The sequence below is a fragment of the Rhizobium ruizarguesonis genome, from assembly GCF_012349115.1.
In the GTDB taxonomy this organism is placed as follows: Bacteria; Pseudomonadota; Alphaproteobacteria; order Rhizobiales; family Rhizobiaceae; genus Rhizobium; species Rhizobium ruizarguesonis.
In genome coordinates this window covers 60,729-82,669 of the sequence record NZ_PQIG01000080.1, presented here as the reverse complement: position 1 = coordinate 82,669, position 21,941 = coordinate 60,729, and the positions used below count along the sequence as shown (strand labels likewise).

The window sequence follows — 21,941 nt, the reverse complement described above, 5'->3', positions numbered from 1 at the left end:
GACGATCGGCGGTTACATCGTCAAAATAACAATGACAGATTTGGCAAGGCTTCACCAAGTGTGAAGCCCTTTCATGTTACCGCTTCGGTGCTGGCAATCATGCTTCGCCAAAAAGGGGGACCCTATGATTTTTCGGACTATTATTTCGGCTTGTGCATTTGTGTTACTGCCTGCCATCGCACTTGCGGACCCCACAGGTTCCTACAAGGTCGCCGGCACCAGCGAGGACGGCAGCAAGTATCAGGGCACCGTCAAAGTGCTTCGCAACGGCGAGACCTATATTGTCGACTGGATGATCGGCAAGAACGAGTCGATCGGCACCGGCCTCGGCGCAAAATTCAGCGGCGATCGTTTCGAAATGGGTCCGGCAAGCGACGAGGACACAGCGATCTCCGTCGGTTACGTCTCCAAGGAGAATTTCGGCATCGCCATGTATTTCGAGCAGCCGGACGGCAGCTGGCAGGGTGTCTGGACCTATGGCGGCTCGGAAAAGGTTGCGAGCGAAATCTGGACTCGCGAGTAAACCGCGCGTATCAGGCGTCGGCATTGAATGAGGTAAACAGCCGTTGATCTATGTCGATGCCGATGCCTGCCCGGTGAAGCCGGAAATCCTGAAGGTGGCCGAACGTCTCAGCCTCGAAGTCACATTCGTTGCCAATTCAGGCCTGCGCCCCTCGCGCGATCCGATGATCCACAACGTCATCGTCTCCAACGCCTTTGACGCCGCCGACAACTGGATCGCCGAACGCGCCGGCGCGGGCGATGTCGTTGTCACCGCCGATGTGCCGCTTGCCGTGCGCTGTGTCGCCACCGGCGCCTTCGTCAGTAGACCCACAGGACGCGTTTTCGACGAGACCAATATCGGCATGGCGAGCGCCATGCGCGATCTCGGCTCGCACCTGCGCGAAACCGGCGAGAGCAAGGGCTACAACGCCGCCTTCAGCCCGAAAGACCGCTCACGCTTCCTCGAAACCTTCGATCGCCTCTGCCGCCGCGCCAAAAGCCTTGCCGCGGAGGCTGGTGGGCAGCCGTGATACAGCAACTAAAGGTGCTACAGCGTCCTTTGCACGTCTAAAAGACGCGCGGCGCTGTAGGCTGCAAGAAACGGCTGGCATGGCAGCTGTGCTGATTCCGACCTTGAATACCGCCGCCTCCTCACGCATATAAGCGTTATCGCAGACGACTGCGGCATCCCTAGGATGCCACTGTCGCGGGGACGGCCTCGCTCTTGAACAAGGAGAGTCGCATGGCCTGGTTTCTGCTTTTTCTCGCCGGTCTTTTTGAATGTGGTTGGGCGATCGGCCTTAAATATACCGATGGCTTCACTCGGCCGCTGCCGACGGCGCTGACCGTCATATCCATGGTAGTGAGCATCGTGCTGCTCGGCTTGGCCGTGAAGCACCTGCCGATCGGCACCGCCTATGCGGTCTGGACCGGCATCGGCACGGTCGGCACCGTATTTCTCGGCATCTGGCTGCTTGGCGATGAGGCAAGTGTCTCCCGTCTTGCCTGCATCACGCTGATTGTCGCCGGCATCGCCGGTCTCAAGCTTACCGCCTGATGTGAGGTTGAGGGGCGTCGCCGACGCCCCTCAGTGTATCGTTCAGGCTGCCTTGCGGTTATCGACGGCAAAAGCGCCGGGACCGGAGAAGAACAGGTAGAGGAAAACGAAGCAGAACAGGATCGCGGCGTCGCCCTGGTTGACGGCTGGGAAGAAGCTGTTCGGGGCATGCGCCATGAAATAGGCAACCGCCATTTCGCCGGCTAGGAGGAAGGCGACAGGGCGCGTCAGCAGGCCGACGAGAATGAGGATACCGCCGATCAGCTCAAGAAGGGCGGCGAAAAGCATCAGCGGCGGCAACGGGCCGGCCATCTGCGCAGCCGGGAAAGCGAAAAGCTTCATCGTGCCGTGTTCGATGAACAGCAGCGCGGTGATGATTCTGAGAGCGGCCAGCCCATAGGGGCGATAGGCAGAAAGACGCTCGAAAGTTGACATTAAACCTCTCCTTTAAAACAATAAGAGTCGAGCGTTAGCCTGTCCTCGGCAAGGATTGAACACACGGATCACTGACGGCCGTTCACATTTTCGACAGTGGCTAAACACCTGACCGAACACTTTTATTCGGCGGCCAGCCGTCAAAGCGGGATGTTGTCGTGTTTCTTCCACGGATTGGCGAGATCCTTATTGCGCAGCATCTTCAGACCGCGCGCCAGCCGCCGGCGGGTCGAGTGCGGCATGATTACCTCATCGACATAACCGCGCTCGGCGGCGACGAACGGTGAGAGAAACCGGTCCTCGTACATTTTCGTATGTGCGGCGATCTTTTCGGGATCGGCGATATCCTTGCGGAAGATGATCTCGACGGCACCCCTGGCGCCCATCACGGCGATCTGCGCCGTCGGCCAGGCATAGTTGAGGTCGCCACGCAGATGCTTCGACGCCATCACGTCATAGGCGCCGCCGAAGGCCTTGCGGGTGATGACGGTGAGTTTCGGAACCGTCGCCTCGGCATAGGCAAAGAGCAGCTTGGCGCCGTGCTTGATGAGGCCGCCATATTCCTGCGCCGTCCCCGGCAGGAAGCCCGGCACGTCGACGAAGGTGACGATCGGAATGTTGAAGCAGTCGCAGAAGCGCACGAAACGGGCCGCCTTGCGCGAGGCGTCGCTGTCGAGAACGCCGGCCAGCACCATCGGCTGGTTGGCCACGAAACCGACGGTGGAGCCTTCGACGCGGCCAAAGCCGCAGACGATATTTCCGGCAAAGCTCGCCTGGATCTCGAAGAAGTCCCCCTCGTCCGCCACCTTCCGGATCAGTTCCTTGATGTCGTAAGGCTTGTTGGAGCTCGCCGGCACCAGCGTATCGAGCGACATGTCGACCTCTGTCACCGACTGGTAACATTCGATCTCGGGCAGCGGCGCGGTATTCGAAAGCGGCAAGAAATCGATCAGCCGGCGTACCTGCAGCAAGGTTTCGACATCATTGTCGTAGGCGCCGTCGGCAATCGACGAGCGCACCGTATGCACGATAGCGCCGCCGAGTTCTTCTGCCGTCACCGTCTCGTTGGTGACGGTTTTCACCACATCGGGACCGGTAACGAACATGTAGGAGGTGTCCCGCACCATGAAGATGAAGTCGGTCATAGCAGGCGAATAGACATCGCCGCCGGCGCAGGGACCCATGATCACCGAGATCTGCGGTATGACGCCGGAGGCGAGCACATTGCGCTGGAATACCTCCGCATAACCGCCGAGAGCCGCCACGCCTTCCTGGATACGGGCGCCGCCCGCATCATAGATACCGACGATCGGCGCGCGGTTCTTCAGCGCCATGTCCTGCACCTTCATGATCTTCTCGGCATGCGCTTCCGATAGCGAGCCGCCGAAGACGGTGAAGTCCTTGGCGAAGACGAACACCGTGCGGCCGTTGACCGTGCCCCAACCGGTGACGACGCCGTCGCCGGCAATCCGGCTCTTATCCATGCCGAAATCGGTGGAGCGGTGTTCGACGAACATGTCGAACTCCTCAAACGAGCCTTCGTCGAGGAAGAGGTCGATGCGCTCGCGCGCCGTCAGCTTGCCGCGCTTGTGCTGGGCGTCGATGCGCGCCTCGCCGCCGCCGAGGCGGGCGATGCCGCGGCGCCGTTCCAGTTCCTCGAGAATTTCCTTCATGCGATCTCCCTCGCCGCTGCGGGCGGCAATCCGGCGGTTAGATTATGCGCTAGACCATGATGCCGAAAAGTGTGCGCGGTTTTCGGACAACATCATGCTCTAACTATTTAGCGCCCGCGCCCGCTGAGCGAGAAAACCGAGCGTATCCTTGCTGCGACGTCCTCGGCCAGGATCTCGTCGGCAAGCTTGGGATCGGCAGCGATGCTGGTCACGTCGAAGGCACTGACGGCGATGACCGAGCCGTCCTCGACCGAGGCCGCGTCGATGCTGATCTTGGCGACGTTGCGGTCCTTCTGGAAGCCGAGGCCCTTTTGGATGGAAACCACGCGGATCGTCAGCACCACCCGCGGCAGCACGGTATCGTGCACGGTGGCGTTGATCGCGGCGTTGACGCGGTCGTTGATGCCAGAAAGCAGCTCGGCCGGCATGTTCGGGCCGGAGAGAACGACGGCACTGCGCACATCATAGACCGGCGCCTCCGGCTTGGTGGCCGAGAGGCTGACGCAGGCCGTGAGCGCGATACAGACGAGTGCGGCCCGGCAAAAACACGACCTCAGCCAATTCATTGCAAAATCCCGCACCACCCCGTTGGAGTCGCAGACTTCGTCATAATGCATTGGAAGGCAATATGTTTCAGGCGCTTAGGGCGAAAAAAACATCCGCTGCGGCTTTGAACTCGGCAAAGCGCTTGGTCCGCCGCTCCTCGGCTTCCTCATCGCTGCCCCAATGCTCGATCGTCCAGTCCTCGTCGAGATGGGCAAGCGACCAGGCCTCCTCAGTCGTCACCCGGCCCTCGGCGAAGGCGAGCGCCAGGATCGCCGAGCCGGTCAGCGTGGTGACTGTGTGGAGCGCTGCAAGCGCCATCGGGCTGTCATATCTGGCGAGCGTGACGGCGAAGGCGGCCGTCGCCTCGCGCGGCTGCTCATGAGGCATCACCCCTTCGACGAGGATGAACCGGGCGCCGAGATCATTCGCCGCCCAGTCGATCACAGGATCCCAGCGCTCGGCCTGGCGCTCGACCAGCAATTCCGGCTCCTCGGCGCGGTAGCAGATGAGGTCGCTGGAGGAAAAGCGCAGGATATCTTCGAAGATCGCCTGCGCATTGGCGGCAACGCCGTCGAGTGCGGTGTTGACGAGCCGCGTCACCGGCATGCTCATAGGATTGATCTCCTCGCCCTGCGCCTGCCATTCGGCAGCGACAAGCCGCGCGAGTGCCTCGGTCGGCACGGCGAGAACCTGCCGTGCCGGCGTGCGCACCATCTTGCCGTCGAGCGTGATCGCAAAGCCGCCCTCGTGTTCGGCAACGGCGACGTCGATATAGAAACGCTTCGGCAGCGGCTTCTTCATCTGGATCTGCGCGCGGCGGATGGGATCGGGATGGCTCAGGCCTTCGGAAAGGTCGTTCAGCAGATCGCGCATGGGCTCACCTCAGGAAAAATGACGCAATATCTCGTTCGGATGGTAGGCGATCGCATCAGCGCCGTTGGCGATCAGCTCATCCACGCTGGCATAGCCCCAGGCAACGCCGATCGCCTTGGCGCCGGCAGCCTTTGCCATCTGCATATCGTAAACCGCATCGCCGATGACAATGGTGTCGGCAGCATTCATGCCAGTTTCATCGCAGCATTCCGTCACCATGGCTGGATGCGGCTTGGAGGGGCAATCGTCGGCGGTGCGTGCGACGATGAAATGCCCGTCGAAACCATGTGTCTCCATCACGAGCTTGAGCCCGCGGCGGGATTTGCCCGTGACGGCGCCGATCAGCAGGTCGTCGCGCCCGCTGATCGCGTCGATCATCTCGCGGATGCCGGGAAACAGCGGTTCCTTGTAGTCGAGATCCTGACGCACGATCGAGAACAGCGATTTGTAATGCGCCGTCATGTCGATGTCTTGCTGCTCAACATGCTGCCTGCCCTGCATGCGGGCAATCGCAATATCGAGGGACAGGCCGATAATGGCTTTGGTGTCTTCAAAGCGCGGTTCCGGCCTGCCGAACTTATCGAAGGTCCTGCGCATGGTTTCGTGGATCAGACCGGCACTATCGACCAGTGTGCCATCGCAATCAAAAAGCGCCAGTTTCATTCGGCGTCCCTTTCGGCGCTGGCGAGATCGAGGCCGAGGAGATTCCAGGTCTGCACCATATGCGACGGCAGCGGCGCACTGATGCGCAGGCGCCCACCTGAGGGGTGCGGGATGTCGATGTGACGCGCGTGCAGATGCAGCTTCTTCTGGACGCCGCCTGGAAAATCCCAATTCGGATCGTCGTCGAAATATTTCGGGTCGCCGATGATCGGATGGCCGATATGCAGCGCGTGCACACGCAGCTGATGGGTCCGTCCAGTATAGGGTTCCATCTCCAGCCAGGCGAGGTTCTGGGCGGCGGTTTCGAGCACGCGATAGAAGGAAACGGCGTGATCTGCTCCGTCCTCGCCGTGTTTGGCGATCCGCATGCGGTCGCCATCGATCGTCGGCTCCTTGACGAGCCAGGTCGAGATCTTGTCCTCGTGTTTGCGCGGCACACCTTTGACGAGCGCCCAGTAGGTCTTCTTGGTATCGCGCTCGCGGAAGGCGGCCGTCAGCTTCTGTGCTGCGCCGCGCGTGCGGGCGATGACGAGAACACCCGATGTGTCGCGGTCGAGACGGTGAACGAGCCGCGGCTTCTCGCCCTTCGGACTGGTCCAGGCTTCGAGCATCTGGTCGATATGCCTGGCCACACCCGAGCCGCCCTGCACCGCAAGACCAGGAGGCTTGTTGAGCACGATTACCTTTTCGTCCTCATGCAGCACCATACGCGATAGCAGCTCGAAATCCGTCGAATGCTTGAGATCCTTGCCGGCGATCGGTCCGGATTTCAGCTTCGCATCGACGTCGAGCGGCGGCACGCGCACCGTCTGGCCGGGCTGCACGCGCGCATCCGATTTGACACGTCCGCCGTCGACGCGCACCTGTCCGGAGCGCAGCAGCTTCTGAAGCGGACCGAAGCCAAGCCCCGGAAAGTGCACCTTGAACCAGCGGTCGAGCCGCATGCCCGCCTCGTCAGGTTCAATCTTGATATGTTCTATGCCAGCCATAAGAAATCTTTCGGAAATTGCAGCGCAGGCCGAGCCGGCGTTCTTGCCGCAGCCTTTAGAGCATTTTCACGCAAAACGGAAACCGGAATCGAAATCAGGCCAAAGCGCGCATGGTGGCGAGCCCGGCGATGACGGCCGCCATCGAAAATCCGACGCTCGCAGCGATATAAATGCCGCCGGCGACAGTCTCGCCGCGCTCGAACAGCGAGATGGCGTCCAGCGAGAAGGCCGAGAAGGTAGTGAAGCCGCCAAGGAAGCCGGTGATCAGCAGGAGGCGCAATTCCACCGAGGCGTTGAACTTCCGCGCGATCAACTCGGCGAAGACGCCGATGACGAAGCAGCCGACGACATTGACGGCAAGCGTGCCCCAGGGGAATGCCGGCCCCATCAGTCTCAGCGCCCACTGGCCGACATAATACCTGAGAACGGAACCGATAGCGCCGCCGAAGGCGACAAGGAGAGCCTGGATCATGAGCCGGATTTACCGCGTTGCGAAAGTGATTCCAATCGAGCTCATATGAATTCTTACCATTTTGTAAAATGCCAATGATTTTCTTATGAGGGCACCAAGATCATGCCGATACGGTGACTGGCATGACCCAGCTCCTGTTCGTATCGGCCAACACCGCCGCCATTGCTTTCGAGTCGCTCCGAATCCCGCAGCGTGTCGCGACGAGCACTGCGGCGCGCGACGCACGGCGCGTGGCCGACCGGCAGTTGAAGGCCGAAGGCACTGAGGAAATAGACGAGCCCTCCAGCATCATCCAGTCGACCGAAGTGGCACTCGACCTGATGGCCAAGGGCAACCGCCAGCCGCAGGCCGGCCTGAAACAGGCGCTCCGATCCTACGAAGATTTCTGAGGCGATCGCCTTCCAAACGAAAGCCCGCGACTGCGATGACAGTCGCGGGCTTTTTGTTTTAACGACGGCGCCGCGCGTCTTTTCAGACGCGCAAAGGACGCTGTAGCACTTTGAATCGCTGCTCTCACTTGCCCTGGGCGGAGAGCACCTGCAGGACCAGATCGACCTTGCCGGCCTTTTCGAAGGTCAGCGTCACAGGCACCGTGTCGCCCTGCTTGAACGGCGTCTTCACCCTCTGGAACATCAGATGCAGGTTGCCGGGCTCAAGCTTGATCGTCTCGCCCGCGGCGATGGCGATACCGTCCTTCAGCTGGCGCATCCGCATGACGTTATCCTTGGTCTCCATCTCGTGGATCTGAACCTCGCCTGATACAGGCGACGTCACCGACAGCAAGCGATCGTCCGTCTTGCCGTTGTTTTTCACCGTGAAAAAGCCGCCGCCGACCGGCTGGCCGGGCAGCATTGCCTTGGCGAACCCGCCGGAGATTTCGAGATCGCCGGCCTTGACCGTTTCGCCAGCCGGTGTAGCAGCGCCCATGCCCGCCGTCCCGCTCATGTTCATACCGGACATGTCCATGCCGGCCATATCGTCATGGTCGTGACCGTGGTCTTCGCCGGCCACGACCTTCAAGAGCGGTGCCGGGCTCTTCAGCCCATGCGCATCGCCGCCTTCTTTTGCCACCTGGTCCCAGGCCGTGACCATATCGCCGCACATCTGCGTCACCGGAAAGGCGAGCGAGGTGCCGGCCTCGACGCCCGATACTTTACCCTGGATGACGAAGGTGTCGTAGAAATCGTCGGAGAGATTGCCGTTCTTCCAGCGCACTTCGATCGCGCCCTTGTTCACCTTGTCGCCGTGATTGTCGTAGGTCTTCTGATAGTCGCCCTTGATCACCTCGAGCTCCCAGCCGGCCTTCGGCTGCGGTTTGGCGAAGACGAAGCCTTCCGGCAGCTTGACCCGCACTTCCGTGGTCGCCTTGCCGTCGCAGCCATGCGGCACCTGCAGCGTGGCGAGAATGGTGCTCTCCAGCGTCGCCTCTCTGTCGAGGAATGTCACATGGGCCTCGGCGCCGGCAAAGGCGGTTGCGGAAAGAAGGGCGGCAAGCCCTAGCGTTTTGCCAAATGTCTTGATGGTCTTCATCGGATATCTCCTCGCCGGCCGCGGCATTTTCTCGGGCGGACCGGCATGCTGAATCATAGGCGGTGGAGGAAGATCAGACGAGGGTGGGAGGCGCGCGCGAATTCGGCCGCCAGACGGCGCTTGCGCCTGAAACGGCTGATGTTTCGATCGGCGCGTTGATCAGCGAAGTGAGTTCGCGCTCGAGCCAGGAGTCCGCATCCGGCGTCGGCAGGATGACGGAGGCAGACAACCGGCAGGCTTCGCAATTCGGCTTGAAGGCGATGGTCTTGCCGTCGGCATCCTTCACCGTGACGCAGAGCGAGGCGAAGGTGCCGTCGGGCAGCACATAGGCCGCGGCATCGTAGCCTTCGGCGGCGACAGCCTGCGGCGCCTGATGGGCAAGGCCGAGCAAAAGCAGGCTCAATGCGCAAAGCATGCGCAGGAAGAGCGTCGCTTTCAGTCCGGTCTGCCGCATGAGATCCCCTTCAACAGAAGGCCGCGATAGCCGGTTTTAGCACGGAATGCAAAAGCAGATTTGCCTGAGATCAACGCTTGCTGGGAATAAGACGACAAAAATTTGCCCGGTCACGACATTTGGTCTTGCCAAGTGCTGCACCCGCCGGATAATTGCGCCAACCTTGTTGGGAGAAGCCGGTGCGTTTTTTGCCGGTGCCGAAGGAGCAACCGCCCCGGAAACTCTCAGGCAAAAGGACCAGCAAGGGGCAGACGGAACTCTGGAGAGAAGCGTTCTCGAAACGCTCGCCGAAGGGATAACAATCTCAGGCACAGGGACAGAGGGGGCTCAGGAGAGAAGTGCGCAACCGCGCCTTCAGATTTGAGCCCGCGCCTTCTAGGGAAGGCGCAAACCCCGGAGGCGTCTTTTGGACGATACTGCTGCCCTGAAGAAAACCCCGCTGCATGCCCTGCATCTCCAGCTCGGCGCCCGCATGGTGCCGTTCGCTGGTTACGACATGCCGGTGCAATATCCCTTGGGCGTGATGAAGGAACATCTTCATACCCGCGCCGAAGCAGGCTTGTTCGATGTCTCCCATATGGGCCAGGTCATCGTGAAGGCGAAGTCGGGCAGCTACGAGGATGCCGCATTGGCGCTCGAAAGCCTGGTGCCCGTCGATATCCTTGGTCTTGCCGAAGGCCGCCAGCGCTACGGCTTCTTCACCGACGACACCGGCTGCATTCTCGACGACCTGATGATCGCCCATCTCGACGAGCACCTCTTCGTCGTTGTCAACGCCGCCTGCAAGGAGGCCGATGTCGCCCATCTCCAGGCCCATATCGGCGACCAATGCGACATCACCGTTCTCGATCGCGCTCTGATCGCGCTGCAGGGACCGCGAGCGGTTTCGGTTCTTGCCGAACTCTGGGCTGATGTCGCAGCGATGAAATTCATGGACGTGCGCCACTGCCGCCTGCACGACGTTTCCTGTCTGGTCTCTCGCTCCGGCTACAGCGGCGAGGATGGCTTCGAAATCTCGATCCCATCAGACAAGGCAGTTGATGTCACCATGCGGTTGCTCGAACATCCAGACGTCCAGGCGATCGGCCTCGGCGCCCGCGATTCGCTGCGCCTCGAAGCCGGCCTCTGCCTCTACGGCAACGATATCGACACGACCACCTCGCCGGTCGAGGCAGCACTCGAATGGGCCATGCAGAAGGCAAGGCGTGGCAACGGTGCGCGCGCCGGCGGCTTCCCGGGCTCCGGCCGCATCCTGTCCGAACTCGAAAACGGCGCCGCACGCCGCCGCGTCGGCCTGAAGCCGGAAGGCAAGGCGCCGGTGCGCGGCCATGCCAAGCTCTATGCCGATGCTGAGGGCAAGGTCGAAATCGGCGAAGTCACCTCAGGCGGCTTCGGTCCCAGCGTCGAAGGCCCCGTCGCCATGGGTTACGTGCCGGTCTCCCACGCTGCGCCAGGCACGCTCGTCTACGCCGAGGTGCGCGGCAAATATCTGCCGATCACCGTCAGCGCCCTGCCCTTCGTCACACCGACCTACAAACGCTAAACCTTTTCCAGAGAGGACGAACAATGCTGAAATTTACCGAAGAACACGAATGGCTGAAGATCGAAGGCGGCGTTGCGACGGTCGGCATCACCAACTATGCCGTCGATCAGCTCGGCGACCTGGTTTTCGTCGAGCTGCCGGAAGTCGGCGCGACCTTCTCCAAGAACGGTAATGCCGCGACCGTTGAATCCGTCAAGGCTGCTTCCGACGTCTATTGTCCGCTTGATGGCGAGATCACCGAGGTCAATCCGGCCATCGTTGCAGATCCGTCGCTGGTCAATTCCGATCCTCAGGGCGCCGGCTGGTTCTTCAAGCTGAAGCTTGCAAATGCTGCCGACGCCGACGGCCTGCTCGACGAGGCGGCCTACAAGGAGCTCACTGCGTAATGACGACGCCGACAGAATTCCAGTTCACCGACTATCAGCCCTACGATTTCGCCAATCGCCGTCATATCGGCCCCTCGCCGGCCGAGATGACCGACATGCTGAAGGTGATCGGCTATAATAGCCTCGATGGCCTGATCGACGCGACGTTGCCGCCCTCGATCCGCCAGAAGGAGCCGCTCGTCTGGGGCGCCCCGATGACCGAGCGCGAGGCGCTCGACAAGCTGCGCGAGACCGCCAACAAGAACAAGGTGCTGGTCTCGCTGATCGGCCAAGGTTACTACGGCACGATCACGCCGCCTGTCATCCAGCGCAACATCCTGGAAAACCCCGCCTGGTACACCGCCTATACGCCTTATCAGCCGGAGATCAGCCAGGGCCGCCTGGAAGCGCTCCTGAACTACCAGACGATGATCTGCGACCTCACCGGCCTCGATGTCGCCAACGCCTCGCTGCTCGACGAGGCAACCGCTGCCGCCGAAGGCATGGCGATCGCCGAGCGCGTCGCCAAGTCGAACGCCAGGGCCTTCTTCGTCGATGCCGACTGCCATCCGCAGACCATCGCCCTCATCCGCACCCGCGCCGAGCCGCTCGGCTGGAACGTCATCGTCGGCAATCCCTTCACCGATCTCGATCCTGTCGACGTCTTCGGCGCAATCTTCCAGTATCCCGGCACGCACGGTCACGTGCATGATTTCACCGGCCTGATCTCGCGCCTGCACCAGACCGGCGCCGTCGCCGTGGTCGCCGCCGATATCCTGGCGCTGACGCTGCTGAAATCGCCCGGCGAAATGGGCGCCGATATCGCCGTCGGCTCCTCGCAGCGCTTCGGTGTCCCGGTCGGCTACGGCGGCCCGCACGCAGCCTACATGTCGGTCAAGGATGCCATCAAACGCTCGATGCCCGGCCGCCTCGTCGGCGTTTCCGTCGATGCCCGCGGCAACCGCGCCTATCGCCTGTCGCTGCAGACCCGCGAACAGCATATCCGCCGCGAGAAGGCGACGTCGAACATCTGCACCGCCCAGGTGCTGCTGGCCGTCATGGCCTCGATGTACGCCGTTTTCCACGGCCCGAAGGGCATCAAGGCGATCGCCCAGCAGGTGCACCAGAAAGCCGTGCTGATGGCCAAGGGGCTGGAAAAGCTCGGTTACAAGGTCGAACCCGACACTTTCTTCGACACGATCACCGTCGATGTCGGCCACATGCAGGCCCTCATCCTGCGTGCCGCCGTCGCCGAAGGCGTCAATCTGCGCAAGGTCGGCGAAACCAAAATCGGCATGAGCCTCGACGAACGCACCCGGCCGGCGACGCTCGAAGCCGTCTGGCGCGCCTTCGGCGGCAATTTCACCATTGCCGATTTCGAGCCTTCCTACCGCCTGCCGAAGGGCCTGCTTCGGACCAGCGATTACCTCACCCATCCGATCTTCCACATGAACCGCGCCGAAAGCGAGATGACGCGTTACATCCGCCGGCTTTCCGACCGCGATCTGGCGCTCGACCGCTCGATGATCCCGCTCGGCTCCTGCACGATGAAGCTCAACGCGACGGCGGAAATGCTGCCGATCACCTGGCCGGAATTTTCCGACATCCATCCCTTCGTGCCGGCCGACCAGGCGCTCGGCTACCGCGAGATGATCGACGACCTGATCGAAAAGCTCTGCGCCGTCACCGGCTACGACGCCTTCTCCATGCAGCCGAATTCCGGCGCGCAGGGCGAATATGCCGGGCTGCTGACGATCCGCAACTATCATATCGCCAATGGTGATACCCATCGCGAAGTCTGCCTGATCCCGACCTCGGCACACGGCACCAACCCGGCCTCGGCCCAGATGGTCGGCATGAAGGTGGTCGTCGTCAAGGTGCGTGAAAACGGCGATATCGATCTCGACGATTTCCGCGCCAAGGTGGAGCAGCATGCGGCAAACCTAGCCTGCTGCATGATCACCTACCCTTCGACGCACGGCGTCTTCGAGGAGACCGTCAAGGAAATCTGCGATCTGGTGCATGAGCATGGCGGCCAGGTCTATCTCGACGGCGCCAACATGAATGCCATGGTTGGCCTGTCCCGCCCCGGTGACATCGGCTCCGACGTTTCGCACTTGAACCTTCACAAGACCTTCTGCATTCCGCATGGCGGCGGCGGACCCGGCATGGGCCCGATCGGCGTCAAGGCGCATCTGGCCCCCTATCTGCCCGGCCATCCCGAAACCGACGGCCGTTCGGGTGCGGTTTCAGCCGCCGCTTTCGGCTCCGCCTCGATCCTGCCGATCTCCTGGAGCTATTGCCTGATGATGGGCGGCGAAGGCCTGACGCAGGCGACCAAGGTGGCGATCCTCAACGCCAACTATATCGCCGCCCGGCTGAAGGGCGCCTATGACGTGCTCTACAAGTCGGAGACCGGCCGCGTCGCGCATGAATGCATCATCGACACCCGTCCGCTGGTCGACAGCTCGGGCGTCACGGTCGACGATGTCGCCAAGCGGCTGATCGACTGCGGTTTCCATGCGCCGACCATGAGCTGGCCGGTCGCCGGCACGTTGATGATCGAGCCGACGGAAAGCGAGACCAAGGCCGAGCTCGACCGCTTCTGCGAGGCGATGCTGGCGATCCGCGAGGAAGCCCGCGCCATCGAGGATGGCCGCATGGACAAGGTGAACAACCCGCTGAAGAACGCCCCACACACGGTGGAAGATCTCGTCGGCGAATGGGATCGTCCCTACAGCCGCGAACAGGCCTGCTTCCCGCCCGGCGCCTTCCGCGTCGACAAATACTGGTCGCCGGTCAACCGCGTCGACAACGTCTATGGCGACCGCAACCTGATCTGCACCTGCCCGCCGGTGGAAAGCTACGCCGAGGCGGCTGAGTAGCGGTCAAGCCTGGTGCAGCAAAGGGCCGAGCAACCCGAGCCCCTTCCATCATGGGAGGGGCTTTCCTAATTCCGATAGAAATGCGCGGTTAACCTTGCTCTCTAACCGTCTATCGAAGCTCCGTTCGTCTGCGAACACGCTACGCCCAGCGTAGCTCAACGTAAAAGCAGCTGTCTGGTTAGCAGCCGATCCAGGTTCAATTCCTCGGCAGGGGGCACCAGTTTCCCAGTTCCCCTGCACTTTATCAGCGTCGAAGCGTGCCGGTTTGCGGCCTAGAAGCGCTCGCCGACCATATCCTCGCTTTTGGCCCACAATGCCCTGGCCGTCTCGGGATCGAGCGCGTAGGTGCGCACGCCTTCGGAAATCGGGCTGATCTCCGCATCCGTCACCTCGGAGACGTGGCAATTCTCGCAATATCTGCCGCCGACCGCATCTGCCGGGGCGACGAAACCTGCCCAGACGGAGGTAGCCGCACCCTGAGGAATCGTCTTCCACTGGAAGGGCGGCTTGCCCTCGGCGGCGAGTGCTGTGTTGATCTGCGCTATCATGCCTTCAATCATGTCAGGGTCGAGATGACGGTCGAGCTCGGTCTGGATGCCGCCGGGATGCAGTGCCGTTGCACGGATGCCGCGCTCCTTGAGGCGCCGGTCGAGTTCCACCGCGAACAGGATATTTGCGGTTTTCGACTGGGCATAGGCCGCCCAGGGCTCATAGGTCTTGCTCTCGAAATTGAGATCGTCGAGGCTGAAAGGTGCCATGCGATGGCCCGAGGATGCGACGATCACCACTCGGCCGCCCGATTTGACGAGCGGTGCGATGCGGTTGACCAGCACGAAATGACCGAGATGGTTGGTGCCGAACTGCGTTTCGAAGCCATCGGCGGTGCGGCCGAAGGGAGCGGCCATTACGCCGGCATTGGCAATGACGACATCGAAGGGGCGGCCATCCGAAGTGAGCGCATCGGCGCAGGCGCGCACGCTTGTCAGAGAGGCAAGATCAAGCTCGACGATATCCAGGCTGCCGCCATTGGCCGCACCGGCGCGCACGACTTCCGTTGCCGCCCTCGCCTTTGCAAGGTCACGTGCCGTACCCGTCACCAGCGCTCCATGGGCCGCCAGCACACGCGCGGTTTCCACGCCGAGGCCGGCCGAAATACCCGTCACCAGAACGCGCTTGCCCTTGAGATCGACGCCGGCAAGCACCTCATCGGTGGTTGATGTCGCGCCAAAAAGTCCACTCATGATTATCTCCTTGATCATGGACGCACCGCTCCAGGCTGGTGGACCATTGCCCGCCGGCCTCAAATGAAATAAAAGGAGGGTGCCTCCACATAAATATGGAGGGCGCCTCCGCTTATCAAGGGGACCTCTCGGAAATGGCCAAAAAAAGTGACGAGCCCACGGTCCGAAAGCCGCGTGCGGATGCCGAACGCAATCGTCTTCTGCTGATGGAAACGGCAAAGACCGTTTTTGCCGACAAGGGTTCCAGCGCCAGCCTGGAGGAAATCGCCCGCATCGCCGGCGTTGGCATCGGCACACTCTATCGCCATTTCCCGACGCGCGATGCACTGGTTTCCGCCATCTACCGCAACGAGACGACGCAGCTTGCCGCTGCCGCCAAAAGCCTTGCCGAGACACATCCGCCTGTCGAAGCGCTCCGCCTGTGGCTGGTGCAGTTCGTGGATTATGTCGTGACGAAACACGGCATGTCCGAAGTGCTGGATTCTTTGGTCGGCGGCACCTCCGAGCTCTATGCCGATTCTGCCGATTTGATCATAGGTGCCGTCAATCTGCTGGTGGATCGCGCAGTCGCCACCGGTGAAATCCGTCTGGCGATGGACCCGCTCGATATCCTGCGCGCCCTGGCGGGCGGCGCGAGCATCAGCTGTGGCCCCGCCTGGCGGGATGCGGCAAGGCAACTCATCGATATTCTGATAGCGGGCATGAGAGCCAGTCGCTGAGGCTGTCGTACCACTCCGGCACGGCCGTCTCAGATCCGGCTTCCTGCCCGACGCCTTCCGCGTCGACAAATGCTGGTCGCCGGTCAACCGCGTCGACAACGTCTATGGCGACCGCAACCTGATCTGCACCTGCCCGCCGGTGGAAAGCTACGCCGAGGCGGCTGAGTAGCAGCAAATGGGCAAGCCCCTCCTACAGGTTGGGAGGGGCTGCATGCCTTTGGCGCACAAGGATCAAATTTAACCTTTCTTAGCAAGTCTCTGTTAGCAATTCATAAAGGCGGCTTCCATCAACATGGATCACCGTCGATCCCTTGTTTTGCGTGCAGGTTCTTATGCGTCCCTCGGCAGTGCCAGCAATCCTCCTCGCCGCCCTGATCCTGTCGGGATGCGCTGCCAGTTCTGGCGCCGAAGATGTGCTGGGCAACGTGCCGTCACCGGAAACGACCAATGCTATCGCCCAGCCGAGCGGCCCGATACCGGCTGCCGCCGTCGGCGATCCAGCGCCGCAGGCAAGCCCGCCGCAGCAGGCGTTGCGCTGGGCGGGAGAGGTTCCCGAGCCGCAGGCGCTCGTGCCCGCCGACAGGCCGGTTGGCATGCCGCTGCCGACAGATAAACCGGTCGCGCTGCTGATGCCGGCCAATCCCGCCGGCAATGCAATGCCCGATGTCGGCACGAGATCGCCGACACGCGGCCAAATTTACGGCCACCGCTTCCGCGATGCCAAGCCGATCAACTTCGGCTCCACCTCGCCGAGAAAGCTTGCCGTGCACGGCGTCGACGTGTCGCGCTGGCAGGGCGAGATCGATTGGGAGACGTTGCGGAGGCAAGGCGCGAACTTCGTCTACATCAAGGCCACGGACGGCGGCGATCACCTCGATCCGATGTTCAAGAAGAACTGGCGCCGCGCCAAGGAAGCCGGCCTGAAACACGGCGCCTATCACTTCTTCTACTGGTGCCGAACAGCCGGCGAACAGGCCGACTGGTTCATCCGCAACGTGCCAAGGGAAGCCAACGCTCTTCCGCCCGTCATCGACGTTGAATGGAATGGCGAATCGAGCTGCAAGAGGCGAATCTCTCCCGCACGTGTCCGGGAAAAGATGCAGGTCTTCATGGACAAGCTGGAGCGCTATTACGGCCAGCGCCCGATCATCTACACGGCGCCGGACTTCTACCGCGACAATTTGAAGGGCCAACTGCTCGACTACCCCTTCTGGCTGCGCTCCGTGGCCGCTCACCCCTCCAAGGTCTATCCGGGCCGCAAGTGGCTCTTCTGGCAATATTCCGGCTCCGGCCTTTCCGATGGCGTTGACGGCAAGATCGACCTCAACGTGTTCAACGGCAATGAAAGCGACTGGCACGACTGGGTGGCGTCGCGATAGCCGAAAGCCCGCCAGGCCGCTTGCCCCGTCCTCATGCGGACTTCTGCACCTTCACCGGCACGCCTTTGTAGGCAGGCGTTCCCGATTTCCGGTCGTAATCGCCAAGCGCGATGACCCTGTTCATCTCGGGATAATATCCGGCGATGGAGCCAACAGGGATATCGTAGGCCACTGCGGTGAAGCCTCTGACCGCCCTGCTGCTGGTTTCAGCAACCGACTCGATATCAACCTTATCGCCATCGGCAAGGCCGCGTGCGGAGAGATCCCCGCTGTTCATGAAGATCACGTCACGGCGGCCGAAGACGCCACGATAGCGGTCGTCCAGGCTGTAGATTGTCGTGTTGTACTGGTCGTGACTGCGCAGCGTTGTCAGAACCAGTGTGTCTGCGTCTGCAAGGCGCGGATCTTCCTCCAGCCCAGGCGCGATGAGGAACTGTGCTTTTCCTGAGGGCGTGCGCCATTGCCGGTCGGAGGCCGCCACCGTTAGCCGGAAGCCGCCGGGTTTCCTGACCCGTGTGTTGAAATCATGGAAATCGGGAAAGACCACTTCGATCTTTTCCCGAATGCGATTGTAATCGCTGATCATCCCGTCCCAATCGATACCGTATTTGACGCCGAGCGTTGCCTTGGCGATGCCGGCGATGATCGCCGGTTCGGATCTCAGCTCTTCGCCTGGTGGTTTCAGGAAACCACGCGAGGCGTGCACCATCGACATGGAATCCTCGACGGTCACCGATTGCGGTCCCGTCGTCTGAATATCCTGGTCGGTGCGGCCGAGAACGGGAAGGATGATGGAGGTTCGGGCGATCAGCAGGTGCGAGCGGTTGGGCTTTGTCGCCAGATGGACGGCAAGGTCGAGCTTGCGCATGCCGGCGAATGTCGCCTCCGGATCGGATATGGCGACGGCGAGATTGCCGCCGAGGCAGACCAGCGCCTTCGACCGGCCTTCGATGATCGCCTCGATGGCCTCGACGGCGTTATGGCCCTTCTCCTCCGGCGGGCGAAAGCCAAAGGCCTTCTCCATGCCGTCGAGAAGCGCCGTGTTGGGGATCTCGGTGATTCCGACGGTCCGGTCGCCCTGAACGTTCGAATGCCCCCGCAGCGGGCAGATACCGGCGCCCTGGCGGCCGATATTTCCCCGCAATATCAGGAAATTGGCAAGCTGCTGGACATTGGCAGTGCCGTGGCTGTGCTGGGTGATGCCCATGCCATAACAGAGGATGACGTTGCGGGCGTTGAGATAGACATCAACGGCGCTGTCGAGCGCCTCGAGCGTCAATCCTGATCTCTTCAGGATTGACGCCCACTCCGTCTTTGCAATATCGGCCTTGAGAGCCTCCAGTCCGATCGTGTGGGCTTCGATGAATTCCCGGTCAAGAAAGCCTTTGCCGCCTGCCGCGATATCGGCATCGTCGCGCTCGAATATCCGCTTCATCAGGCCCTTGAGGGCAGCGAGATCCCCGCCGGTGCGCAGCTGATGATAAGCCGATGCGATGGGCGTCGAAGACATCGTCGCCATTTCCACCGGGTTCTGCGGTGCCGCAAATTTCTCGAGCGCGCGTTCTTTCAGGGGATTGAAGACCACGATCGGGACGCCGCGTCTTGCGGCATCATGCAGAGTGGTCATCATCCGCGGGTGGTTGGTGCCGGGATTGTGGCCGAAGCTGAAGATGGCATCGGTGTGATCGAAATCCTCGAGCGTCACCGTGCCCTTGCCGACCCCGATCGACTCCGGCAGGCCGACGCTGGTCGCCTCATGGCACATGTTCGAACAGTCGGGAAAATTGTTGGTGCCGTAGGCCCTGACGAAAAGCTGGAACAGGAATGCCGCCTCGTTCGAGGCGCGTCCCGATGTGTAGAATTCGGCCATATCAGGATCGGGCAGTTTGCGCAGTTCGGCGCCGATCAACGTGAAGGCTTCCTCCCAGCCGATCGGCAGGTAACGGTCGCTGGCGTGATCATAGACCAGCGGGTGCGTCAGGCGGCCCTGGTCTTCCAGCTGGTGGTCGTTCCATTGCCACAGTTCGGCGACCGTATGCGCCGCGAAAAAGTCGGGCCCGGCACGTTTCGCCGTGGATTCCCAGGTGATCGCCTTGGCGCCGTTTTCACAGAACTCGAACGAACTCGTATGTTTGGGATCGGGCCAGGCGCAGCCCGGACAATCGAAACCCTCGGGCTGATTGGCTTTCAGCAGCGTCGCAGCCCCCTGCGCAATGACCTGCTGGCGCGCAAGGGTTTCGGCGACGGCTTTGAGTGCACCCCAACCGCCGGCAGGGGCCGTGTATTTCTCGATGCCTTTCGGCCGCTTCTTGGTCATCACCTGCTCCACAAATCCGTCCGAGGGCCAGCGCCTATTATCAATGCAAAGGGATGCCATGCGATAGATGGCGCGGACGTGCTTTTAAAAAAGATCGGACCGCTCCGAGGGGGCGGAGCGGTCCTGGCGGATCATGGGATCCACGAGACTCGGCGCGGGAGGGGACATGCCGATGTCTATCGGCACATTCGCGGTGCCGGTCTCCACATGGAAGTCACTTCCGAGAGACAGCCAGACCTTACGTCCCGGCAGCAGGCCACGAAACTATACATAGGTATTGGGGATGATCTTGTTGATCCAGGCATCCTGTCCCCACCTCGTCGTGCGCGCTGAAACCTAACAGAAGTATAGGTCCGGCTACACCAGCATTGAATGTCCCGCATTTCAAACTTGCTCTACGATTCTTTCGAGGCCAGCGAAGCAGGAACGCAAAATTGCCAACCGCGCAGCCAGATCGCCCCATCTCCGCAATTCGTTGATTCCAGCCAAGAGAATAGCCATTGACCGTATCGAACTCGAAAACCGTCGCAAGGTGCTCCACTGCCGCCGATTCTGGATATAGTCCCGTGCCAATCCGGAACGGAGGCGACGGCACAAGACCCTGACCGAAGGCTTTTGCTAACGCAAAGCCTTCAGCATTTCCTAAATCCTCGCAGCTAGAAGGTTACCAGCCAGTTCAGGGGAAACGGCTGATGAGCATATCGGGTATTTCGAGCACTGCTCTTTCGGGAATGCGGGCACAGACGACGCGGGTTAGCGCGATTGCCAACAACATCGCAAACAGCAGCACGCCGGGCTATGCCAGGCTGAACACCAGCCTCACCTCCGTTGAACCAGGCGGCGTCCAGGCCGTCGTTAGCCCGACTGCGTCAGATGTCGATCCGGCCACCGAACTCACCGACCTGATCGAAGCCGAGCAGAGCTACAAGGCAAATGCCGTGGTCTTCGAGACTGGCGCAGACATGTGGGAAATGCTCATGAGCATCAAGCGCGACTGAGCACGATCCTCAAAGTCGTGGCGCTGTAATAATTCTGTTTTACATCACACTTGTGCCGATCCACGTACTGGCCGTGGCCGTTGCGAAATCAGCAACCCTAGAGCAATTGCTCCTATCGGGGCTCATACATCCCTTCGGGAGAGAATTCCGCTTGCGCCACATTACCTTGTCAGCTCTTCTGAATTTAGCTCTGATAACCGGTGCCGGCGCTAGCGAAGACCTTTCCAGCGTTTGGCGTGACCTGTTCACACGGTGTCGAATTGCCGTAGAGACAGGCAAAGACTTTGATGCAACAGGATTACGCGACCTTGGACGTGATGTTAGGACGGTGGCCCCGGTGACCGCTCCTGGGGTGCCCTTTCCGCTTATATCTGGGTACGAAGTGGCTGAACAGCGCTGGGAGGTCCCTGGATCTCGTTTCGTGGTCGTGGAAGCCGAGCATCCATCCAATCGTGGCAAATCAAAACGTTCGTGCGAGATCAAACTTGCGCAGAGAGCGGAGCCAATCTCTACGGACGAGGAAGAGCTACTGAGAGCGACATTTCTTGTCGAACGGGATGAACTCCTCAGTACCGGAGGTTACGAATATTGGAACCCGGATCCACTATTTTCCACCAACCTTGGTATTCGATTGGCCGGGAACAACCCCCACGCCTGCCGTGTCGTCTCTTTCCTAGACATCGAGACACGTTCCCATTCGCAGTCGTTTTTTATGACAAGTTCTGCTGAGCAGGACACAGCATGTGGCGCGGCGCCTCGCTTTGCTCGTCCATAAAGCGAGCTACAAAGGCTCGACTAGGCGGACTCGTTTCATCAGGAATTGGCTGGCGGACTGTCTCTGCTGACTCAATGGCCTAGGAATGCGCCGGCTCGCCCTGGCGCTGTGCGGCAAGGGCCGCGAGATCGGCGGGCTTCAGCTCGACGGATTCGCCGCAGCCGCAGGCCGATGTCTGGTTCGGATTGGTGAAGGTGAAGCCGGAGCGGAGCGTCGTCGTTTCGAAGCCCATCTCGGTGCCGAGCAGATAGAGAGCTGCGGAGGGCTCGACCCATACTTTGGCACCGTCGCGCTCGATCAGGTCGTCCTTGGCGTTGGGCTCGGTCACCAGGTCGATGGTATATTCCATCCCGGCGCAGCCGCCCTTCTTGATGCCGACGCGCACGCCCTTGGCATCAGGTCCTGAGTTCTCGACGATCGCCTTGACGCGGGCCGCAGCACCGTCCGTCATGCTCATGATTGCAAAGCCCATCGGCTCATTCTCCTTCCGCAACCGGGGTCAAGATCCGGCGCTTCGTGATTC

Annotated in this window: 23 protein-coding genes and 1 riboswitch; of the genes, 11 read left to right on the top strand and 12 right to left on the bottom strand. The window is 61.3% G+C overall.

Annotated elements, in window-relative coordinates; all coding sequences use genetic code 11:
- The first annotated feature begins 160 nt into the window (after nt 1-160).
- The 3 genes from C3Y91_RS18385 to sugE all read left to right on the top strand — a co-directional run bounded on the left by C3Y91_RS18385 (nt 161) and on the right by sugE (nt 1,561).
- Nucleotides 161-523, top strand: a complete 363-nt coding sequence (locus C3Y91_RS18385; RefSeq protein ID WP_020397550.1) for a hypothetical protein — start codon at nt 161-163, stop codon at nt 521-523.
- Between the two features lie 43 nt (nt 524-566).
- Complete coding sequence (locus C3Y91_RS18380; protein WP_168575665.1) at nt 567-1,034, top strand: YaiI/YqxD family protein; 468 nt, start codon at nt 567-569, stop codon at nt 1,032-1,034.
- Nucleotides 1,035-1,246: 212 nt separating this feature from the next.
- A complete protein-coding gene (gene sugE, locus C3Y91_RS18375; RefSeq protein ID WP_018072208.1) occupies nt 1,247-1,561 on the top strand; it encodes a quaternary ammonium compound efflux SMR transporter SugE in 315 nt (104 codons plus the stop codon).
- 42 nt (nt 1,562-1,603) lie between these two features.
- Here the strand turns inward: sugE and C3Y91_RS18370 are convergent, their stop codons facing one another.
- The 7 genes from C3Y91_RS18370 to crcB form a co-directional block, all read right to left on the bottom strand.
- Nucleotides 1,604-1,996 carry a DoxX family protein gene (locus C3Y91_RS18370; RefSeq protein ID WP_003559672.1) on the bottom strand — a complete coding sequence of 131 codons (393 nt, stop codon included), beginning with the start codon at nt 1,994-1,996 and terminating at the stop codon, nt 1,604-1,606.
- A gap of 140 nt (nt 1,997-2,136) precedes the next feature.
- Nucleotides 2,137-3,669, bottom strand: a complete 1,533-nt coding sequence (locus C3Y91_RS18365) for an acyl-CoA carboxylase subunit beta (protein ID WP_018072209.1) — start codon at nt 3,667-3,669, stop codon at nt 2,137-2,139.
- 107 nt (nt 3,670-3,776) lie between these two features.
- Nucleotides 3,777-4,235: a calponin homology domain-containing protein gene (locus tag C3Y91_RS18360; RefSeq protein WP_020397551.1), complete on the bottom strand. Its 459-nt coding sequence runs from the start codon at nt 4,233-4,235 to the stop codon at nt 3,777-3,779.
- 67 nt (nt 4,236-4,302) lie between these two features.
- Nucleotides 4,303-5,088 (bottom strand): ATP12 family chaperone protein, encoded by a 786-nt coding sequence (locus C3Y91_RS18355; protein WP_024321787.1) that lies wholly within the window; start codon nt 5,086-5,088, stop codon nt 4,303-4,305.
- A gap of 9 nt (nt 5,089-5,097) precedes the next feature.
- Complete coding sequence (locus C3Y91_RS18350) at nt 5,098-5,751, bottom strand: HAD-IA family hydrolase (protein WP_018072212.1); 654 nt, start codon at nt 5,749-5,751, stop codon at nt 5,098-5,100.
- Entirely contained in the window at nt 5,748-6,740 is a 993-nt protein-coding gene (locus C3Y91_RS18345) for an RluA family pseudouridine synthase (RefSeq protein WP_018072213.1), read from the bottom strand. The genes C3Y91_RS18350 and C3Y91_RS18345 overlap by 4 nt, the downstream gene beginning before the upstream one ends.
- A gap of 94 nt (nt 6,741-6,834) precedes the next feature.
- Complete coding sequence (crcB, locus tag C3Y91_RS18340) at nt 6,835-7,212, bottom strand: fluoride efflux transporter CrcB (RefSeq protein WP_018485897.1); 378 nt, start codon at nt 7,210-7,212, stop codon at nt 6,835-6,837.
- A gap of 122 nt (nt 7,213-7,334) precedes the next feature.
- On the opposite strand from crcB, the gene C3Y91_RS18335 reads away from it, so the two are divergent.
- On the top strand, nt 7,335-7,601 hold the full coding sequence (locus tag C3Y91_RS18335) for a hypothetical protein (RefSeq protein ID WP_168575664.1): 267 nt from the start codon (nt 7,335-7,337) through the stop codon (nt 7,599-7,601).
- Nucleotides 7,602-7,725: 124 nt separating this feature from the next.
- On the opposite strand, the gene C3Y91_RS18330 is transcribed toward C3Y91_RS18335, so the two are convergent.
- Nucleotides 7,726-8,742: a DUF1775 domain-containing protein gene (locus C3Y91_RS18330; protein WP_168575663.1), complete on the bottom strand. Its 1,017-nt coding sequence runs from the start codon at nt 8,740-8,742 to the stop codon at nt 7,726-7,728.
- Nucleotides 8,743-8,815: 73 nt separating this feature from the next.
- Nucleotides 8,816-9,196 (bottom strand): hypothetical protein, encoded by a 381-nt coding sequence (locus C3Y91_RS18325; RefSeq protein WP_018072217.1) that lies wholly within the window; start codon nt 9,194-9,196, stop codon nt 8,816-8,818.
- Nucleotides 9,197-9,353: 157 nt separating this feature from the next.
- A riboswitch (glycine riboswitch) is annotated at nt 9,354-9,446 on the top strand.
- 156 nt (nt 9,447-9,602) lie between these two features.
- On the opposite strand from C3Y91_RS18325, the gene gcvT reads away from it, so the two are divergent.
- From gcvT to gcvP, 3 genes are read left to right on the top strand one after another with little or no spacing between them, the layout of a single operon-like run.
- Nucleotides 9,603-10,739, top strand: a complete 1,137-nt coding sequence (gene gcvT / locus C3Y91_RS18320; RefSeq protein WP_018072219.1) for a glycine cleavage system aminomethyltransferase GcvT — start codon at nt 9,603-9,605, stop codon at nt 10,737-10,739.
- Nucleotides 10,740-10,762: 23 nt separating this feature from the next.
- Entirely contained in the window at nt 10,763-11,125 is a 363-nt protein-coding gene (gene gcvH / locus C3Y91_RS18315) for a glycine cleavage system protein GcvH (protein ID WP_017964444.1), read from the top strand.
- Entirely contained in the window at nt 11,125-13,989 is a 2,865-nt protein-coding gene (gcvP, locus tag C3Y91_RS18310) for an aminomethyl-transferring glycine dehydrogenase (protein ID WP_168575662.1), read from the top strand. Before gcvH ends, gcvP begins: the two co-directional genes overlap by 1 nt.
- A gap of 272 nt (nt 13,990-14,261) precedes the next feature.
- Here the strand turns inward: gcvP and C3Y91_RS18305 are convergent, their stop codons facing one another.
- A complete protein-coding gene (locus C3Y91_RS18305) occupies nt 14,262-15,230 on the bottom strand; it encodes an SDR family NAD(P)-dependent oxidoreductase (protein WP_024321793.1) in 969 nt (322 codons plus the stop codon).
- A gap of 95 nt (nt 15,231-15,325) precedes the next feature.
- Here C3Y91_RS18305 and C3Y91_RS18300 point away from each other — a divergent pair, with 95 nt between their 5' ends.
- Together C3Y91_RS18300 and C3Y91_RS18295 are read left to right on the top strand one after the other, a co-directional pair.
- Entirely contained in the window at nt 15,326-15,949 is a 624-nt protein-coding gene (locus tag C3Y91_RS18300) for a TetR/AcrR family transcriptional regulator (RefSeq protein ID WP_018492929.1), read from the top strand.
- A gap of 332 nt (nt 15,950-16,281) precedes the next feature.
- Nucleotides 16,282-17,328 (top strand): glycoside hydrolase family 25 protein, encoded by a 1,047-nt coding sequence (locus C3Y91_RS18295; protein ID WP_018072223.1) that lies wholly within the window; start codon nt 16,282-16,284, stop codon nt 17,326-17,328.
- Between the two features lie 31 nt (nt 17,329-17,359).
- Here the strand turns inward: C3Y91_RS18295 and C3Y91_RS18290 are convergent, their stop codons facing one another.
- Entirely contained in the window at nt 17,360-19,645 is a 2,286-nt protein-coding gene (locus tag C3Y91_RS18290) for an FdhF/YdeP family oxidoreductase (RefSeq protein WP_024321794.1), read from the bottom strand.
- A gap of 692 nt (nt 19,646-20,337) precedes the next feature.
- Here C3Y91_RS18290 and C3Y91_RS18285 point away from each other — a divergent pair.
- Complete coding sequence (locus C3Y91_RS18285) at nt 20,338-20,643, top strand: flagellar basal body rod protein FlgC (RefSeq protein ID WP_018072225.1); 306 nt, start codon at nt 20,338-20,340, stop codon at nt 20,641-20,643.
- A 151-nt stretch (nt 20,644-20,794) separates the two neighbouring features.
- Nucleotides 20,795-21,418 carry a hypothetical protein gene (locus C3Y91_RS37980; RefSeq protein ID WP_075225539.1) on the top strand — a complete coding sequence of 208 codons (624 nt, stop codon included), beginning with the start codon at nt 20,795-20,797 and terminating at the stop codon, nt 21,416-21,418.
- A gap of 79 nt (nt 21,419-21,497) precedes the next feature.
- Here C3Y91_RS37980 and sufA read toward each other — a convergent pair whose 3' ends face one another.
- Complete coding sequence (gene sufA / locus C3Y91_RS18280; RefSeq protein ID WP_018072227.1) at nt 21,498-21,890, bottom strand: Fe-S cluster assembly scaffold SufA; 393 nt, start codon at nt 21,888-21,890, stop codon at nt 21,498-21,500.
- Nucleotides 21,891-21,941: the final 51 nt, after the last annotated feature.

Excerpts from the sequence above, each read along its gene's own strand:
- sugE (WP_018072208.1), top strand. The coding sequence starts at position 1,247 with ATGGCCTGGTTTCTGCTTTTTCTCGCCGGTCTTTTTGAATGTGGTTGG.
- C3Y91_RS18370 (WP_003559672.1), bottom strand. The coding sequence starts at position 1,996 with ATGTCAACTTTCGAGCGTCTTTCTGCCTATCGCCCCTATGGGCTGGCC.
- C3Y91_RS18365 (WP_018072209.1), bottom strand. The coding sequence starts at position 3,669 with ATGAAGGAAATTCTCGAGGAACTGGAACGGCGCCGCGGCATCGCCCGC.
- C3Y91_RS18360 (WP_020397551.1), bottom strand. The coding sequence starts at position 4,235 with ATGAATTGGCTGAGGTCGTGTTTTTGCCGGGCCGCACTCGTCTGTATC.
- C3Y91_RS18355 (WP_024321787.1), bottom strand. The coding sequence starts at position 5,088 with ATGCGCGATCTGCTGAACGACCTTTCCGAAGGCCTGAGCCATCCCGAT.
- C3Y91_RS18350 (WP_018072212.1), bottom strand. The coding sequence starts at position 5,751 with ATGAAACTGGCGCTTTTTGATTGCGATGGCACACTGGTCGATAGTGCC.
- C3Y91_RS18345 (WP_018072213.1), bottom strand. The coding sequence starts at position 6,740 with ATGGCTGGCATAGAACATATCAAGATTGAACCTGACGAGGCGGGCATG.
- crcB (WP_018485897.1), bottom strand. The coding sequence starts at position 7,212 with ATGATCCAGGCTCTCCTTGTCGCCTTCGGCGGCGCTATCGGTTCCGTT.
- C3Y91_RS18335 (WP_168575664.1), top strand. The coding sequence starts at position 7,335 with ATGACCCAGCTCCTGTTCGTATCGGCCAACACCGCCGCCATTGCTTTC.
- C3Y91_RS18330 (WP_168575663.1), bottom strand. The coding sequence starts at position 8,742 with ATGAAGACCATCAAGACATTTGGCAAAACGCTAGGGCTTGCCGCCCTT.
- C3Y91_RS18325 (WP_018072217.1), bottom strand. The coding sequence starts at position 9,196 with ATGCGGCAGACCGGACTGAAAGCGACGCTCTTCCTGCGCATGCTTTGC.
- gcvH (WP_017964444.1), top strand. The coding sequence starts at position 10,763 with ATGCTGAAATTTACCGAAGAACACGAATGGCTGAAGATCGAAGGCGGC.
- gcvP (WP_168575662.1), top strand. The coding sequence starts at position 11,125 with ATGACGACGCCGACAGAATTCCAGTTCACCGACTATCAGCCCTACGAT.
- C3Y91_RS18305 (WP_024321793.1), bottom strand. The coding sequence starts at position 15,230 with ATGAGTGGACTTTTTGGCGCGACATCAACCACCGATGAGGTGCTTGCC.
- C3Y91_RS18300 (WP_018492929.1), top strand. The coding sequence starts at position 15,326 with ATGGAGGGCGCCTCCGCTTATCAAGGGGACCTCTCGGAAATGGCCAAA.
- C3Y91_RS18295 (WP_018072223.1), top strand. The coding sequence starts at position 16,282 with ATGCGTCCCTCGGCAGTGCCAGCAATCCTCCTCGCCGCCCTGATCCTG.
- C3Y91_RS18290 (WP_024321794.1), bottom strand. The coding sequence starts at position 19,645 with ATGACCAAGAAGCGGCCGAAAGGCATCGAGAAATACACGGCCCCTGCC.
- C3Y91_RS18285 (WP_018072225.1), top strand. The coding sequence starts at position 20,338 with ATGAGCATATCGGGTATTTCGAGCACTGCTCTTTCGGGAATGCGGGCA.
- sufA (WP_018072227.1), bottom strand. The coding sequence starts at position 21,890 with ATGGGCTTTGCAATCATGAGCATGACGGACGGTGCTGCGGCCCGCGTC.